At 54.4% G+C, this 17,491-nt stretch carries 16 protein-coding genes; all 16 read right to left on the reverse strand.

The window, feature by feature from the left end:
• Positions 1–79: 79 nt before the first annotated feature.
• The 16 genes from SELR_RS14110 to nifH all read right to left on the reverse strand — a co-directional run bounded on the left by SELR_RS14110 (position 80) and on the right by nifH (position 17,468).
• The gene (locus tag SELR_RS14110; RefSeq protein ID WP_014425889.1) at positions 80–1,102 is read right to left on the reverse strand and encodes an MtaA/CmuA family methyltransferase; all 1,023 of its coding nucleotides are present in this window, start codon (positions 1,100–1,102) and stop codon (positions 80–82) included.
• A 12-nt stretch (positions 1,103–1,114) separates the two neighbouring features.
• Positions 1,115–1,759 (reverse strand): corrinoid protein, encoded by a 645-nt coding sequence (locus SELR_RS14115; RefSeq protein ID WP_014425890.1) that lies wholly within the window; start codon positions 1,757–1,759, stop codon positions 1,115–1,117.
• 18 nt (positions 1,760–1,777) lie between these two features.
• On the reverse strand, positions 1,778–2,572 hold the full coding sequence (locus SELR_RS14120; RefSeq protein ID WP_102013497.1) for a 4Fe-4S binding protein: 795 nt from the start codon (positions 2,570–2,572) through the stop codon (positions 1,778–1,780).
• A 174-nt stretch (positions 2,573–2,746) separates the two neighbouring features.
• Positions 2,747–3,646, reverse strand: a complete 900-nt coding sequence (locus SELR_RS14125; RefSeq protein ID WP_014425892.1) for a uroporphyrinogen decarboxylase family protein — start codon at positions 3,644–3,646, stop codon at positions 2,747–2,749.
• 20 nt (positions 3,647–3,666) lie between these two features.
• Complete coding sequence (locus SELR_RS14130) at positions 3,667–5,568, reverse strand: ASKHA domain-containing protein (protein ID WP_014425893.1); 1,902 nt, start codon at positions 5,566–5,568, stop codon at positions 3,667–3,669.
• Positions 5,569–5,583: 15 nt separating this feature from the next.
• Positions 5,584–6,603, reverse strand: coding sequence for an MtaA/CmuA family methyltransferase (locus tag SELR_RS14135; protein ID WP_014425894.1), 1,020 nt, complete (start codon positions 6,601–6,603; stop codon positions 5,584–5,586).
• 35 nt (positions 6,604–6,638) lie between these two features.
• The gene (locus SELR_RS14140) at positions 6,639–8,054 is read right to left on the reverse strand and encodes a monomethylamine:corrinoid methyltransferase (RefSeq protein WP_014425895.1); all 1,416 of its coding nucleotides are present in this window, start codon (positions 8,052–8,054) and stop codon (positions 6,639–6,641) included.
• A 73-nt stretch (positions 8,055–8,127) separates the two neighbouring features.
• A complete protein-coding gene (locus SELR_RS14145) occupies positions 8,128–8,772 on the reverse strand; it encodes a cobalamin B12-binding domain-containing protein (protein WP_014425896.1) in 645 nt (214 codons plus the stop codon).
• Positions 8,773–9,020: 248 nt separating this feature from the next.
• Positions 9,021–9,842, reverse strand: a complete 822-nt coding sequence (locus tag SELR_RS14150) for an ABC transporter ATP-binding protein (RefSeq protein WP_014425897.1) — start codon at positions 9,840–9,842, stop codon at positions 9,021–9,023.
• Positions 9,843–9,854: 12 nt separating this feature from the next.
• Entirely contained in the window at positions 9,855–10,688 is an 834-nt protein-coding gene (locus tag SELR_RS14155) for an ABC transporter permease (protein WP_014425898.1), read from the reverse strand.
• A 2-nt stretch (positions 10,689–10,690) separates the two neighbouring features.
• The gene (locus tag SELR_RS14160) at positions 10,691–11,701 is read right to left on the reverse strand and encodes an ABC transporter substrate-binding protein (protein WP_041914455.1); all 1,011 of its coding nucleotides are present in this window, start codon (positions 11,699–11,701) and stop codon (positions 10,691–10,693) included.
• A gap of 458 nt (positions 11,702–12,159) precedes the next feature.
• Positions 12,160–13,077 carry a LysR family transcriptional regulator gene (locus SELR_RS14165; RefSeq protein ID WP_014425901.1) on the reverse strand — a complete coding sequence of 306 codons (918 nt, stop codon included), beginning with the start codon at positions 13,075–13,077 and terminating at the stop codon, positions 12,160–12,162.
• 87 nt (positions 13,078–13,164) lie between these two features.
• A complete protein-coding gene (locus tag SELR_RS14170; protein ID WP_014425902.1) occupies positions 13,165–13,485 on the reverse strand; it encodes a YezD family protein in 321 nt (106 codons plus the stop codon).
• Between the two features lie 181 nt (positions 13,486–13,666).
• The gene (locus SELR_RS14175) at positions 13,667–15,034 is read right to left on the reverse strand and encodes a nitrogenase component 1 (protein ID WP_014425903.1); all 1,368 of its coding nucleotides are present in this window, start codon (positions 15,032–15,034) and stop codon (positions 13,667–13,669) included.
• Complete coding sequence (locus SELR_RS14180) at positions 15,027–16,610, reverse strand: nitrogenase component 1 (RefSeq protein ID WP_014425904.1); 1,584 nt, start codon at positions 16,608–16,610, stop codon at positions 15,027–15,029. The genes SELR_RS14175 and SELR_RS14180 overlap by 8 nt, the downstream gene beginning before the upstream one ends.
• Positions 16,611–16,625: 15 nt before the next feature.
• Positions 16,626–17,468: a nitrogenase iron protein gene (nifH, locus tag SELR_RS14185; protein ID WP_197537193.1), complete on the reverse strand. Its 843-nt coding sequence runs from the start codon at positions 17,466–17,468 to the stop codon at positions 16,626–16,628.
• Between the last annotated feature and the right edge of the window lie 23 nt (positions 17,469–17,491).

The raw sequence follows: 17,491 nt of genomic DNA on the forward strand, positions 1-17,491 counted from the left end.
CGTTGGTTACGGTCAGCTTATTTACATTTCGAGGTAATTATACAGGCAAAATCATAATTTGTCAATCTATTTGCAATTTTTAATAATGATTTTTCACTGTACCGGTCATGGCCGCGATATTCTCCACCGGAGTAGTGGTGGACAGGCCACAGGCAGGGGCGATGATATCGATGCCCTTGCTTACGATATTCTCCGTTACCCGTTGCACTACATCCGGTGTCTGCAGCTGCAGGGCAAAGGTGCTCACATTGCCCATCACCGTGACGCCGCATTCCGCCTTGAGCGCCTGCAGATTCACCATGGCGTCTGTACTCACCGCATCCCCGTGCAAAGCGGGGATGTGTTTTTTTACGGCATCCAATTTGCCGCAGATATGCACGATAACACGAGCATCCCGCTCATGGATGGCATCCACCAGTCGGTTCAGATAGGGTACGGCATAATCCCCGAACATCTTCGGGCCCAGGATTTCCCCGGTGGCCGTAGGATCGGCAATGGTGATAACGGGAAAACCGCTTTCAATCAGCACCTCCGCATAGCCAATGAGGAAATCCGTCACATAATCCAGCACCCGATGGGCATTGGCCTTGTCCTTGCGCAATTCCTTCAGAAACGTCATGGGATCGACGATGGAGGCCGCTGTGGATACCGGCCCGGTCAGGCTGCCGATAACCGGCACATCCGGATTCTTCTCCGCCATGTTCTGGCCGGCTCTGGCAATGGCCTCGATACGCCCCTCCTGCAGGAGCTCCTTGATATCACGCACCACTACATCGGCTGTGGAAGCATAGCGTTCCTTCGCAATCTTTGGTTCGCAGGTGGCGTTGCCGAAGTCGATCTCACTGCCCAACACCTCTGCCTCCACCGTCATGCAATAAGGAATGCCAAAGTTCTCAAAACCTGTCTTTTCCTCCACTGCCGCCGACAATTTGGTCATGGCTGCCGCATCCGGATGTACTTCCGGAAAAGTGAAACCGCAGCCTTCAATCACATCCACGGTGGCACTGTTCATCATGCCTCCGGGACAAATAACCGGGGCCCGGTCAACCGTCTTCCCGTCCAATACGCGCAGCAGCCGCTCTCTGGGTGAAATATCATTCATCGGGGCACCTCCTCACGACACCAGTTCCCGGGCCAGCCGGGCTGCCTCAGCTGCATTGACCGCGTAAACGTCCGCACCGATTTTCTTGGCAAAGGCGGACGATATGGGGCCGCCGCCAATGATGACCTTGTAAGCCTCACGCCTGCCTTCCTTTTCCAGTTCTTCCACCACCTCGCGCATGGCTGGCATAGCCGTGGTCATCAGGGTGGCCAGGGCGATGATGTCTGCCTTACTTTCCTCCGCTTGACGCAGGAATTCCCGGGCAGGAATGTCCCTTCCCAGGTCGATGACCTCGAAGCCGGCACTCTCCAGCATGATCTTCACCAGATTCTTGCCAATGTCATGGGTATCCCCTTCCACCACGCCGATGACCACGGTATGATGCTCACTATCCTGCCGCCTCTTGATATGCGGCTTCAATATCTCGATGCCCGCGTACATGGCATCCGAACACAGCAGCAGTTCCGGGATAAAGTATTCCTCTTCCTCATAGAGGCGCCCCACTTCCTCCATGCCCTGGGACAGGCCCTTTTCAATGGCCGCATAGGCGTCAAAGCCCTCATCCACCACGGCTTGTGCCATTACAGCCGCCTGCTCCTCATCCATATCCACCACAGCTTCGGAAAGCACCTTATGCAATTCTTCTTCTCTTGTCATAGCCAACCGCTCCTTCCATTACAAATTCGCCACCGCATTTTTCGAGCCAAAATCCTGGCAATGTTCAATGCCCGCTGCACTTACAGCCTTGCTGCCCCAACGCTTCTTATCTGCCCCCACGGGACAGGCAGCGGTACACAGGCCGCAGGGATAGCGGTATTCATTTTTGATTTTCTGATGGTAACCGGCACATTTGAACTTGTCCATCCGGGCGATAATCTGCCCTTTCACTGGCGTAAAGGCCTGCATGGGACAACGCCGCATACAGGCACCACAGCCCAGGCAAAGCTCTTTCTTAACCATCCGGTCAGCGGGAATTTCCGCATCGGTGATGACCGACACCAGCCGCACCCGCGGGCCATACTCCTTGGTCAGCAGGGTATGGTTCATGCCAATGGTGCCCAGCCCCGCATAGAGACCAGCCAGCACCTGGGAAAAAGCCGCTTCCGGTTTTTTCACCAGCACGGAGATATCACCGTAGCAGTCCCGGGGGAAAAAATGAGCCCGGTAACCTTCCTCATTCAGAAAATTGGCCAGCCGGTAAGCAGCCTCATCCAGAAAACGATTGGTTGTATTATAAAGCTCCGAGTAAACCACCGAAGGGGTCGTTTCCAACATGGAGGGATAGATCTGCACCCCCAGCACGATCACCCGCCGGGCCCAGGGCCAGATGTTCTGGGGCCAGTAGGCCGGCGGCGTATGGGGCTGCTCTTCCCAGCGTTCCACGCTGGCCACGCCGAAAAGGTTCATGCCCAATGTCTTTGCCCGCCGCTTCAGTTTAGCTTTCAGAGCTGCTTTTTGCTTTGTTTCCATATCATCACCATACATTCCATCAGTATTTTTTCTTATGGGCTGAAATAACAAACGGAGGCTTCGGACAGAATGCACCTGCATCTTCCGAAGCCTCCGTTTGTTACGGTCAGCCTATCTATATTTGAAGCCATTATACAGGCGAAACCATAATTTGTCAATCTATTGGCAATCTATTTATTTCAAGTTCAATTTGTATAGGCAGCCTCCGGCAGGGCAATAGGTACGCTGTATGCAGCCATGACCTATGCAGCGGACATCCGGCGCCTGAATTGCCTGCAGCAGAGCTTCGCCATAGCTCACCCCCGCCTTGGGCACAATGCGCTCCATGGTACAAAATCCTGCTTTCTGGAAGGCTACAGAAGTCTTGTTGCAGAGATGGATCACCACCTTTTCCGTGGCATTTTCGATGGCTTGCAGGACCTCATAGGAAATTTCGCCGCAAAGCTCCGTATAGAGCTGGGGGGAAATCAGTTCCGCCGCCACCGTGGGATCTGCATAGGAAAGGATGCTCACGCCATGGGCTTCTGCCTCCCGGGCATAACGCACCAGCTGGGAAGTGATCCAGCGGCTCAGGCTGCGCAGCTTTTCCTGCTGCCGGTAAATCCCCTTGTAAATCTGCTTGGAAGGCACCAGCTGCCCCAAAATGGTGAAGGGGCCTTCCATATTCAGTATGACTGTCTCCCCCGCCTCACTCAGCATCGAGGCAGCCCGCAGCACTTCATGCACCCGTCCTTGGGAAAAATCCATGGCCGGCAGTGTGGGAATATCCTCCACCCGCTCATAACGGAAATGGGACACAGCGGGCACCCCGTACAGGGAATTGAGGGAAACATCTGCCCCAAAGGCCTCGGCCTCAATGGTCACACAAAAGGGCAGTTTGCAAAACACATCCTGATTCCGTCTTTTCACCTCCAATGCGGCCTTTACCATATCCTCCGCCCTGCTGAAAACCGCCGCATAACGGGCCCCGGCATTGGCACACATTTCCTCGGTAATGGGGCGTTCCGGCTCTCCCAGGCAGTCAAAGGACAGCTCCTTGGCAATCGCTTCATTCCATGTTTCTGATTCGGCCATACGCCCACCTCTCTTTCTATCTATTGCAAATGAGGGAATTGGGCCCGGGCATGGGGAATGGCAATGGCCTCCATGAATTTCTGCTGGAAGTCCGGCTCAATGGCCGTTTCCACGAATTCCACCTGCCGGGCAACCCTGGCCGCCTCCCGCCGCTTATCGGCATTCAGCAGGGCAATGCGGGCGCCGTCCCCGGCGGCATTGCCTACTGCCTGTACATGCTCAAGCTCGCAGTCCGGGAACATGCCGATGGCCAGCGCGCTTTTCTTGTTGATATAACTGCCAAAGGCCCCAGCCAGTATCACTTCATCCACATGGCTGACACCATATTTTTCCAGCAGATACTCTGCACCTACATACAGGGCCGCCTTGGCCAGCTGCACAGCCCGCACATCCCCCTGGGTGATGACAATGTCCCTGCCAATGGCAGTTTCTTGTGCCCAGGCCAGCACATACTCCAACTTGCCGCTTTCCCCTTTGCGCACTCTGGGGGTATCCAGTTTTCCATTGATGCGCCCTGCCTTGGAGATGATTTCGGCACCTGCCATAGCGGCAATCACATCAATAATGCCGGAGCCGCAGATTCCCTGGGGTTTTGCCCCCTGAGCCTGCCCGATGACCTTGTATGCCGGCTCATAGGTGTCCTTGTCAATTTCCACGGCCTCAATGGCCCCTGGGGCCGCCCGCATGCCAAAGGCAATCTGCGCCCCCTCCAAAGCCGGGCCTGTGGCACAGGAAGTGGAAAGCATGCGCTCCTTGTTGCCCAAATCAATCTCCCCATTGGTACCAATATCGATGATAAGTTTTATCTCCTCCCCCTTGTAAGGTTCCTCTGCCAGCAGCACCGCCATATTGTCTGCTCCCACAAAGCCGGCCTCCACCGGCAGGGAGTGGACGTTGCCTGCCGGATTGATATGCAACCCCAAATCACGGGCTTTCACATCCAGTGGCGCCCTGACCGCCGGAGCAAAGGGTGCCCGCCCCACATAACGGGGATCGAGTCCCAAAGCCAGATGGTGCATGGCGGTATTGTAGACCAGCACCATCTCATCCACATCAGCTGGTACAAAGCCTGCCTGCGCCGTCATTTCTGCTGCCAAGGCGTCCAACGCTTCGATAATGGCCCGTTGGAGTTTTGTCCGCCCCTCGTCCTCCGATACGGCATAGGAAATCCGTGCCAGCACATCCTCCCCATAGCCTATCTGCGGATTCATGCGGGAGGACTTCGCCAATACCGCACCGGTATTCAGGTCACAGAGAAAGGCCGCCAGTGTAGTGGTGCCAATATCCACGGCAATGCCCAGACTGGTCTGTCTCTGCCCCGGTGTCACCCGGATAACCTCCCGGTTCTGCCAGATGGCAACCGTTACCTGCCAGTCCTCCGTCCGAAGAATTTTGGGCAGTTCCTTCAAAACAGGATAATCCACCGTAAGATTTTGCAGGCCGGTCTTTTCTGCCAGTACCGCCAGCAGGCGTTCCCGGTCATCCCGGAAATCCTCCAGGGTGGCGGCGGGCAATGTCACAGTATAGTTCTTTACCGCTGGTTTCAGTTCAATCCTGCGTTCCTGTCCTTTTTCCAAAATCACCTGCTTGGTGCTGCGGCTTTCCTCCGGCACAGTCACCACCAAGTCCCCTGTCAGAAAGGCATTACAGGCCAGCCGATAACCACGGGACAATTCCTCCTCTGTCAGGAAGCGTCGTTCCGTTTCCCCCACAGGGGAAACATGGCTGGCAGCGGAAATCAGATTGAGTTTTTCAAAATGTCCTCCTTCCACAATAACCCGGCATTTGCCGCAAACCTTCCCCCCGCCACAGGCAGCTTCGATGCCCACACCCAGGGAGCGAGCGGCTTCCAGCAGGCTCTTGCCGGCCTCGACTTCGCCACGCTTGCCGGATGGCTGGAACACGACCTGCACAGTTGACATAAGCTTCACCTCCTTTTATTCCGCCCTGTTGCCCGCTACCTCAGCCATGGCAATGAGATTTGCCAAAGGCGTATTGGGGGCCACCGAACAGTCGGGCGAGATAAGCGCGACGCCATCGGCCGCCGACTTCGCCACTGCCGCCGCCACATCCTCCCGACTGCCTTCCAGCAGTACCTTTATGGGATGCACGGCACCGATTATAGGGGTCTTAATGCCCGCTTCGGCAAAATTCTGCCGGGCCTTTTGGATATCCACGGCAGATTCCACGCTGATGGCATCTGCACCGGTATCTGCAATATCGGTCATCACCTGATCCAATTTGCCGCAGATATGGACAATCACGGGTATTTTCCCGGCCACCGACGCAATCAGCTGCTTCTCAAAGGGCGCCGCCAGCGCCCGGTAGGTTTTCGGGCTTATCATGTCCAGGGACGCCATCATATCCTCGATGACCAGGGCATCGGCCCCGGCTTCGATAACTGCCGCAGCATACTGCTTAGCCGTCTCGGTGGCGGCCTCAATATAGGGCAGAATGGTGTCCGGCTTTCTGAGGCTGGCCTTCAGCAGGGCTGAAATGCCTACCAGATTGGCCGCCACGCTGAAAGGCCCCACAATGCTGCCCATAACCAGTGCCTTATCCCCCACCTGCCGCTTCAGAATGCGGATTGCTTCCAGAATGGCAGGAATGCGTCCCCGCCCCGTAAAGTTTTCGGGGATTACCGGCACATCACCAATTTTATAGGCAGGTTCGGCAATGCTGGGGATATGAGTCCTGCCGCCATCCTTAATCCTGGAGCCGAAAATCTCCGCCTCCACGGTCTGGCAGTAGGGCACCCGCACAGCCCCCAGTCCGATGATATCCGCACCACCGGCCGCCAATTTTGCCATAGGCTCGGCCTCGTAATGGGCTTCCGGCCAGTAAGCCCCTGTCTTTTCCATCAGTTCATAGGTGGCATACTGACAGACGCTGATGGCCGGCGGTGTTCCTCCTTCCCCTCGCAGAGCCGCCAGCACTCTGTCCCTAAGTTTGCTCATCCTCATCTTCCTTTCTCATTTATTTCAGGCCGCTATCATTTGATGGGCAGCCCTATTTCCCGCAGTTCGGCTTTGACTTTATTGTAAATGGCCAGATACTCAGGTTTCGGCTGTATGGTGGTCAGGTCATAGACTTCACGGAAGTCACCGCCCTTGGTATGCAGGGTACGATTGTCGATCAACGGCTGGTACTTGGGCAGAATCCTGTTGACCAGATCATTGGCCTGCTGACGCGTCAGCCTTGCCTTGCCGACAGCCCGGCCTACTTCCGCAGCAAATCTTGCCCCTAAGCCGCAGGCATGGTCAAGGCCCGCACTCTGATGGCCGGTGCCGCCAGCCACCAGGAAGCCCAGGGTGGCGCTGCCGATGGCACCTGCCGCCGTCTCCCAGAAATATTCCTCGCTGCCGATGCCTGCCGTCATCTGCCAGGCCGCGCCCACCAGAGCGGGGAAGTGGGTGTGCTTCTGGAAAGCCGCACCGCCGTAGTTCGCCACATAAAGGGCATACTTGCTGGAATTGCTAAAATAGAGGGCATCCGTGGGCCAGGTGCCCAGAATGGTGGGCTCGTAGAGCATGACATAGGCCAGCAGGTCGGCTACGCCGTTCACGGCCGAAGTAGCAGGGCCGCCTGCCGCGCCGCCGATATAGGACTGGAGAATGCCCCAGATATTGGCGCCGTACTGATGCCAGAAATAGGCACGGCACATCTGGTCATAGTCCGTCTTGAGCTGCGGCATGATGTAGACATGACGTACATCCCCCTTGCCCACCCCCCAGAGCGGATTGGCTGCCGCCATTTCCGCCCGAAGATTTACCGGAGTGGAGCCGCCATCGGGATAGCCGGGACGTCCCACCCGGCGCAGTACGTCCTTGACGGTGGAAACATGCTGTATTTCCGCCATCATCTCAAAGGGCGAGCCCGGCTTGATGGGAATGCCGTTAATCTTTTCCTTAACCCCCTGAAAATGCGTATACGTAACCAAAGGCTCCTGGGCATAGGACAGGGCAATCTTCTCATAGAGGTCGTCGGAGATGGGACCTAAGATTCTGCCCATAACCCCCACGGGAGTCGGGCCGCTGTCATAGTCCTCAAAGCCCCTGTGGGGAATGGTGATGGCATCCTTACCCTCGCCCAGAGTTACCTCTGTGGGCAGATTTTCCAGTGCTTCGTCCACCTCATCTTCCGTAAAGGTGATGCGGCGTTCTGTGTTCACGTTCAGTATGCCCACATCCAACAGGAGTTCCTTGCCTGCCTGCCAGATGGCATCCAGTTCATCATCATCCGTGGGTACCACCTTGCCCGGTTCATACTCGATATTGTATTTCTTGGTCAGCTCTTTCAGGCGTGGCCAGTAGATTTTCGTGTCAAATTCCTTCTGAAAGGCAATGGGGCCTGTCTCACCGCGCCCCCAATATTCGATAAACTTTCCCTTGGTTCCATGTACGCTCATATCTGATTCCTCCAGTTATCCATACAGGCTTTTGCCCAATCTTTTATATATCTTATCAGTCAACGGACTTGAGCTATGCCACCCGGAGCAGCTTCTTGGCCAGCTCCACCGTGGCAATGGCATCCTGGCCATAACCGTCCGCCTTGATTTCATCGGCCCAATCCTGGGTGACGACACCGCCGCCCACAAAGACCAGGTAATTATTCCGAACGCCCTTAGCCTCCAGGAAGTCAATCAAGTCCTTCTGCACCGGGCGGGTTGTGGACATCAGGGAAGCGGCGGCAATGATCTTGGCCCCCACCTTTTTGGCTTCTTCCAGGAAACGGGACGGGGCCACATCCACACCCAGGTCATATACATCAAAGCCAGCCGTGGTCAGGAAAGTGGCCACCATGTCCTTGCCTACCTGATGTACATCCCCCTGTACCGTGCCGATAACGACCGGGATGGCTTTCTCGCCCTCCGTGTGTCTCTTCTTCAGTTCCGGTTCCAGAACCTCCAAGGCAGCCTTGAAGGCATCCGAGGCCAGCATGATTTCCGGCAGGAACACCTCCATCTTCTCAAAGGCTTCGCCCAACTCATTGAGCCCCTCTGCCAAAGAGCCGATAGCTTCTACAGGATCCAGGCCTTCCGCTACTGCCTCCTTGGCCGCTTCCAGGGCCACATCTTCGTCAAAATCCAGAATTGACTGTTTCAATTTCGCTAAAATATCTGCCATACTCATTCATTCCTTTCTTAGTAAAAAAATGAAAATACATTCCATCAGGCCTGCACGGACAAGCTCCTGCCTCCTTTTTGCCATGCCAAAAGGCCAGACGGATAGAAGTTCTTTCTTTTCCGTCTGGCCTTCAGTTTTTCTGATCAGCCTTAATATTTCTTGTTTATGTTGAGCATTATAACACCTTTTACCAGTCAGGAAAAATCCTTAAAATCTATGGCGAGCCATAGTCTTTCCCTATGGGAGAATCATATCACCGCCAGATCTGATATTTCCTCCTCATAGGCAGCAGGCTGCTCGCGATGAATCAATTTTCCTATGTAGTTTGTGATCTCACGCAGCTCAGGCAGATCCCGCAAGGTGGCAATACTGCGAGGCCAGGGCACCGTCACATCCACGACTTCGCGGAATGTACCCGGATTGGCCTTCATGACGACAACACGGTCTGCCAGCGCCGCAGCCTCGAAAACATCGTGAGTGACAAAGATGATGGTTTTATTGGTCGTGCTGGTAATATGCAGAAGTTCATCCTGCAGCGTTGCCCTGGTCTCAGGATCCAGAGCGGCAAAAGGCTCATCCATCAGCAAAAACGGCGGATCAGAGGCAAGTGCCCTGGCAATCGCCACGCGCTGGCGCATGCCGCCTGAAAGCTCATCGGGATAACGGTCCTCATAGCCTTCCATGAAAACCTTGCGCAGTTCCCTTTGACTGATCTGCCTGCGCTCCTCCTTGGGTACATTCCTGAGCGACAGGGGGAACTCCACATTTTCCCTGACCGTCAGCCAAGGGAACAGCGCGTAGCCCTGCTGCACCATGCCGCAACGTACGGCCGTTTCGCTGGTAGGCTGCCCATCCACAAGAATTTCCCCTGACGAAGGCTGCGACAACCCCGCCAGCAGGTCCAGCAAAGTGGACTTGCCGCAGCCCGAAGGCCCCACAATGGAGATAAATTCCCCTTCCTCGACCTTCAGATTCAGGTTATTCAGCACATTCACAGGTTCCTCATTCCCGTTGCCGGTATAATCACGGCTCACCTTTGAAAGTACCAGTTTCCATTTCTTTTCCTGCATAACTGATTCCTCCTATGCCGAAAGCCGGTAGTGGCAGACGTATTTTTCTGCTTTGAGCAGCAGATAGTTCACGATGACGCCCAGAGCCGCAATGAGCAGAATGGCGGCGTACATGTTCGCATTCTGGAAGACATGCTGCGAATAAGATACCAGATAGCCCAGGCCAGCCTTGGCCCCGAGCATTTCTGCCGCGCAGAGCATCAGGATCGCATAGGATGCACTGATCTTGATTCCCGGGAAAATTTCCGGCAATGAGGCCGGGAACACGACGCGCCGGATTATCTGCCAGTTTGTCGCCCCCATGGTCCGCACTGCTTTTACCAGCAGCGGATCAGTATGTCCGACACCGGAAATGGTATTCAAAAGGATTGGCCAGACACAGCCCCAAAAGATAATGCCCACCTTGGACACCTCGCCCACCCCAAAGACCACGATGAAGAACGGAAACAGAGCAATGGGCGAAGTCTGGGCAATAATGGTCAGGAGCGGGTTCAGCGTATCCTTAATGCGCACATTCCAGCCGATCAGGATGCCCAGCGTAATGCCCACCAGCAGCGAGAGCACAAAACCCAAACCGGCTCGCCCAAGACTTGCCGCAATATGATTGAAGATGACACCGGATTTTACCATTGTCACAATGGCCTGCAGATCAGCTGACAGCGGCGGAATGATAATCGGATCAACCAGGCCAATGCGTGGTGCAGTTTCCCAAAAGAGAAAGAAGGCGAGGACAGGGACAGCACTGCTTGCCGCCTTTATCACCTTCTGGTGCCTGCCTGCAGAATTCTTGATTTCCCTGACTACATTTCGTTCATCCAAAGGTCGTTCATGCGTGATTGCTTCCATATTCATCTACCTCCCTTGTTATACGGATTATATTGATTCGTGTAAAGTTCATCAAGGGACACGGGGCGTGCCAGCAGGCCATATTTGCCCGAGATCCGCACCCACAGGTCAGCATCTGACTTGTCGATAAGCGCATGCTCCGGGAACACCGGATTATAAAGCGCCCCCTGGGACGGATCGACATTGAGGGCCTTGGCTATGACAAGACCTGCCTCGTCGGGATTCGCCCGGGCCCAGTCGTTGGCATCGGCGATTGCGGCCACATAGCGTTTCACAATTTCAGGATTCTTCTCCAGGAAAGCTGTATTGACAAACTGCTGCGGCCAGCCTTTTTCCTCACCGACAATGTCCACCAGCGTGCCAATCTGCTTCACACTCTCATTCGTCAGCAAGCGGTCAGAAAAGGGATTGATGAGCATCACCGCATCCACCTGATGGCTCAAAAGAGCACCATCCATCTTCTCGTAGGAAATCACTGTCTCATCCACATCGCCGTCCTTGAAGTTCAGCTTATCTTTCGCCTCCAGCCATTCCAGCTCTGTTGGTGTCGGAATGGCAATCTTATGGCCGCGAAGATCGTCAAGATTGTTTATGCCGGAATCCTTCAGCGTCAGGAAACGAAGCATCGGTTTCTCCGCCGAAGTCCCCCAGCCGGCAGCGATTGCCTTGATGGGATAGCCATTGGAAATGCCGACAGCCAGAGTTGAGGCATGCTGGCAGGCAAAGGGGAAATTCCCGGAGGCCACATTCGTCACGATATCATTGATGTTGGCAAGATACCCGGTAAAATTCACCTTCAGGCCATGCTTGGCAAAAAAGCCTTTTTCTGCCGCTATATAAACAGGATCTGACCAGGGAACATTGGGAAAATTGAATTCATAAACTTCATTTTCATCCACCTTCTCGGCTGACTTCTTGGTATCACTGCCGCAGCCTGCCAGCACGATCACCAATACCAGCGCCAAAGCTGCCAGTACACTATATATAGCATTTCTTCTTTCCGTCTCACTCATATTCATTCATCCTCTCTATTATCTTTTCTATTTCATCTTTACCCACAAGCCGTATCAACAACAACGGTCCTGCGGCAGCCTGCATTCCTCCAGCAGGCTGATACACAAAGTCATGGTCATCATAGCCAGCCTCCTTCCTTAAACAAGCTTCGTGCGAAACGGTGTTTCGCACTACGCCCTTACACGAAATCTAAGCCATCCTGCGCCTATCCCTAAAGGGACTAGCTCTGCTTCGCAGAGCCTCGCGGCTTGACTGACTAAGATTTCATAGTAAAAAGGCGGACGAAATACCTCGCACTTGCGCGTTATTTCATCCAGCCTTCAGATGTCTGATCAACATGGCCGCCTCGTTTCCTCAGCGGTTATGTTGTTATGAATTATAGCATGGCCTGAGTCCCCTGAAAAATGCCAAAAAACTATGTTCAGCCATAGGCTCTGCATATACCCAAAAACAGGATTCATTTCGTTTTTGTGATGACCTGCTTAGCAGCCTTTTCCAACAGCTTGAGATAGGCATGCCCCAGTTCCGACATACGGCAGTCCATATGACGTATCACACCAACAGTAATCTTTTCTTCCACAGCCAGCGGGCGCGCGATGATATCCTGGCCATGCAGATGGGAAGGCAGTATCCCTGTGGTAATGATATAGGCGTCCAATCCCAGCAAGAGATCCGACACCGCTGCCCGATCCGTTACCTGGATATGTTTTGCCAACGAACGCTCACAGAACATTTCCTCCGAATAGTAAAAAGAATTTTCCTCCCCCTGATCAAATGTAATGCAGGGAAAGGGCTCCAGGTCTTCCAACGTCAGGGTATCCTTCTTCGCCAATGGATGGTCGCGAAAGATAAAGACATGGGGCTTTACCATAAAGAGCGGCGAGAAATACAGTTTGCTTTCCTTGAAAATCTTGCGCAGCACGGCCTCATTGAAGCGGCTTAAATACAAAATGCCAATCTCACTCTTCAAAGTCCTGACATTCTCTATGATCTTCTCCGTACGCTCCTCCAGCAGCGAAAATTCATATCCCCAGCCTTCGTACTGCCGGACCAGCTCGACGAAGGCGCTGGCCGTGAAGGTGTAATGCTGCGTGGAGACCGCAAAATACTGTTTGCTCTCCGCATGCAGATAACGCTCCTCCAGCATTTCCATCTGGCGCAGAATCTGCTTGGCATGACCGAGGAATTTCAGCCCCTCATCGGTCAGCTGCACGCCGCGCGAATTGCGGATGAAAAGATCCCTGCCAATCTCCTTTTCCAAATCCTGCAGCGCTGTCGTCATGCTGGGCTGTGTCACAAACAGCTGCCTGGCCGCCAGGCTGATAGAGCCATATTTCGCGATAGCAGTTACATATCTTAGCTGCGTAAATGTCATGGCCGTCTCCCTCCTTAATACAAAAAGCCGTGCGTAAATACGCACAGCCCTCAGTTCTGATCAGCTATTTTTTCCATATACCAGGCATCAGATGCCATCCCCATCCATAAACCGCTGTTTTTCCAGACGGTCAAAATGGGTGATTTCGCCCTGCTTCACGATGATGGTAATACGCCCGTAATAGAGGCTTTTCAGCTCCCGCTCGATAAGCTTGCGGATATTTTCCTCCATCACCGGCGACCATACCTGGGGTTTGGGCACGCCCTGCCAGGGATGCACCCGCATCTTTTCGGTGCGCTCCACCTGGATCAGCACGCCATTCTGGGCCACTAAGACCACTTCGCCAAAATAAACGCCCCGCAGGACTTCCAAAATATAATGCAATACTTCCGCCGGTATATCTTTCATCTTCCTCACGCTCTCCCCTAAATAACATGCCCCCATGTTACACTATTACACCCATTGCGTCAATAGGTTTTGTTCATTTCGACAAAAAAAGTTCCCTAAAGAGGAAAACATGCTTTACATTTGCCTGTTTTCCTCTTCGGGAATATGTGTGTATATGTATATTTTAGGAGAGGCGAGTTAATTAAGCCGATTTGCTGATGGCTGTGGTGAATATCTTTTCCAGCAAGGTCAGGGCACCACGATAGCCGATGTAGGTCTTGTTCAGGACAACATCGTAGGATACGGGGTAGCTGACTTCCACAATGTGGCCGTTCAGCTCCTTCACCACATCCCGTTCCCAGGTAGTGCCCAGGATGATGGGGGGCTTATGCCCATAATCCTGTTCTTTCAACAATTTATTGACGACATAGCCGTCTTCCACGAATTCCACCTCGGCAGCCACATCATCAGCCAGATGCTGATAATATTCCTGAATACCCTGACGGTATTTTTCCGGGGTTTGATCGGTAATGATCTGTTTGGCGGGGATCAGCCCCAGCTGGTTCACGAGGAACTTGTTCAGGGCCAGATTGTAGGCTGCATCGCTGACCACCGCATAGGAGGCGGGCAGGCCCCACCAATACTCGGCGTAGAAGTCCGTAAAGTATTCCATGTAGTAGTAATACTCCTTTTCCTCCGCCTTGATGAATTTTTCCGTTTGTACCTCGTTTTCCTGAGCAAAGTCCACAATAGCCCGCAGGAATTCAGCCACCTGTTTGGCACCGATGGGCAGTACCGGCAGATGGAGATAGGGCTGGTTGTATTTCTTCTCCAGCAGCTTGGCGGTCTTGAGTCCCAGCCAGGGGCCAATCACGAGGTTGAACTCCGCATTGGGAATGGTCAGCCATTCCTTGACACCGCCGGAACCGTAACCGAAGAGGATATTGACCTCCCAGCCGGCACCTTCGAGAATGCGCTTGAGCTCTGCCAGATCTCCCCGCCAGAAGGTATTCTGGAAGGGCAGTTCCGACCAGACGTTGATCAGGCCCTTTTTCTTGGTGGTCTTGTCCGGGGCGAATTTGTCCACGTACTGCTCGATGATGGCTTCCGTGACAATCTCGTGACCGGTGAAGTTGTTGCCCTTGAAGCCACCGGTTTCTGCCGAGACGATGGGCACTCCCTTCTTCTGGTAACGGGCCACCACGGCGCCGATATCGTCACCGACGATTTCCGGGATACAGCCGTTGAGCACCACGAACAAGTCCGCTTCCATGATTTTCAGAGAAGCCGCAATGAGCTGGTCCAGATGCTTGGCCCCGCCAAAGACCACGTCCTTTTCCTGCAGGTTGGAGCTTGGCGTTACAGCGCCGCCGGCATAGCCACCGCCCTGATAGCCGTTGTAGAAGGCCAGACTCATGTACTGCTTGTCCACGCAACCCGGGCCGCAGTGGGTAATGGGCATGGCACCGGGAATGGCGGTGACGGAATGGAGCGCCCCCAGGGCACAGCCATAGCGCACCTGATTGATGGAATTTGTCTGTCCGTTGTTATCGCGTTTTATTTTAGGCATGGGCACCACCCTCCGCTGCTTTTACATAATCGTTGTCGTCTTCGTCAATGAGTTCCGGATGCTTGGCCAGGATATAGGCATCCTTCTGTTCCAGCCACCACTGCTTATAGGGCAGCTGGACATGCTTCCGGATATCATCATGGAATTTCTTATGGGCCAGGATTTCCAGGATGGTTTCCCCGAGGTTGATCATGCCGTCATAGCCCACGGCGATATGCTCATCGCCTAAAGGTGCTGCCGGAATGCCCAGACGGGAAGCCAGAGGCGCCAGGCCGTTGTGACGGATCAGCAGGAAATCGGGCTTCACCTGCTGCAGGAATGCATACAGCTGATACTGCTGACGGTTGGACACATGGAAGTTATTGACCTTGCCGTAGTGCTTGTTCAGATAGCCCAGAGAATCCTCCTTGGGATCGCCGCTGTCATACACGGGATCATGATGGAAGGTCAGGGAGCCATCCACCTCAATGCCCAGTTCCCGCATGACCTGAATCAGACCATGAGCATAGGCTGAGCCGGTGGCCACAAAGCCCTTGACGCCCTTGAGCTTTTTCTTGAGCTCTTCCACTTTTGGTTTGACCCGGGCATGCTCCTTGGCGATAAAGTCCTCCACCAGATGTTCCCGATGGGTAACCCGGGCCAGTTCCCGCAGCCAGGCATCCGTACCCTCAAAACCATAGGGCATGGGGGCCTTGACCTCCGGCACGCCGAAGTGCTGCTCCAGAGCCGTGGCCAGATAAGAGGACAGGGTGTAGCAGAAGCCCACTGTGGCCGCCGCCTCAGACATCTGAGCCAGTTCTTCCACGGAAGCCAGATCCACCACATAGTTTACCCGCAGGTTCAGGTTCTTGAGCAGCGGGGTGAATACATCAGACCCCCAGAGGTTGATGACATTGACCAGATCCTCCTGCTTCTTCTGGGGATTGCGGCGCACAATCTGCCGCAATATCCCGTGCTGGGTGGCGTCAAAGCCCGTGCTCCAATGCTTGGAGCGGAAGCCTTCGCAGGCCAGCGGTACTACGGGAATGTCCAATTCTGCTTCCTTCTCGTCCGCAATGCTTTCGATATCCTCACCGATAATGCCTGTGGCGCAGGAGGAAGCGACGAAGATGGCCTCGGGCTTGTATCGTTCCCAGGCATCGTCAATGGTCTGACGCAGTTTGTCAGCAGCACCGAACACCATGTCACTTTCCTTCAGATTGGTATTGATGATGCGGATGTTTTCGACTTTGTACCCGCGCATGGCCAGACCGTTGCGATAGATGGCATTGTACTCCACCTGTCCGCCGCCGCAGCCTATGGGGGCATGCTGGATCAGCACCGCATCACGGACGTTGCCCGCCTGGCATTCCACCATCTGCTCACTGCAGACAGAGCCCTGGGTAAAGGGGCCGGAAAGTTCGCAGAGACGGCAGTTGCCGCCGCAGCCCTTCTTGCCCTTCTCCTTTTGCCCCCGCAGTTCGTATGCAGACTGCTCGTGCAGTTCCTCCGTGCTGCCATCCCAGGCAATTATCGTCCCCAGACGCTGTTCACGGGGTTCCACGGAGGCCATATCCAGATTTATTTTCTTTGGCATAAGCATAACCTCCTGTCAGATGCGATAATCGTCTTCCACGTTGTCCATAAGGCCGTATTCCAGTAGGATTTCCTCCAATCTGTCCTGGGTCATGGGGGTGGGAATCACGAACTGTTCATTGTCCTCGATTTTCTTGGCCAGTTCCCGGTATTCGTCCGCCTGATGGGCCTGAGGCTTGTACTGGATAACCGTCTCCTTGTGGATTTCCGCATGCTGGACGATATTATCACGGGGTACGAAGTGGATAAGCTGGGTCCCCAGCTCCTCGGCAAAGGCCTTCAAGAGCTCGATTTCCCGGTCCACATTGCGGCTGTTGCAGATGATGCCCCCCAGGCGCACGCCGCCCTTCTTGGCATAACGAGAGATACCCTTGGCAATGTTGTTGGCAGCGTACAGAGACATCATTTCGCCACTGGCCACGATGTAGATTTCCTTGGCCTTGCCCTCGCGGATCGGCATGGCAAAACCACCGCAGACCACGTCGCCCAGGACGTCATAGAACACATAATCCAAGTCGTCGGTATAGGCGCCCAGACGTTCCAGCAGGCCAATGGAGGTGATGATGCCGCGGCCGGCGCAGCCAACCCCCGGTTCCGGGCCGCCGGATTCCACGCAGCGGGTGCCGCCAAAACCGGTCTTCAGGATGCTGTCCAGTTCCACGTCCTCGCCCTCGTCCCGCAGGGTATCGAGAACGGTCTTCTGGGCCAAACCGCCCAAGAGCAGACGAGTGGAATCAGCCTTGGGGTCACAGCCCACCACCATGACATTCTTGCCCAGCTCCGTAAGCCCGGCGGTAAGGTTCTGGGTGGTGGTGGATTTACCAATGCCGCCCTTACCGTAAATTGCAATCTGACGCAAGCCTTCTTTTGCCATAAAAAATC

The sequence above is a fragment of the Selenomonas ruminantium subsp. lactilytica TAM6421 genome (assembly GCF_000284095.1).
GTDB classification, from domain to species: Bacteria; Bacillota; Negativicutes; order Selenomonadales; family Selenomonadaceae; genus Selenomonas_A; species Selenomonas_A lactilytica.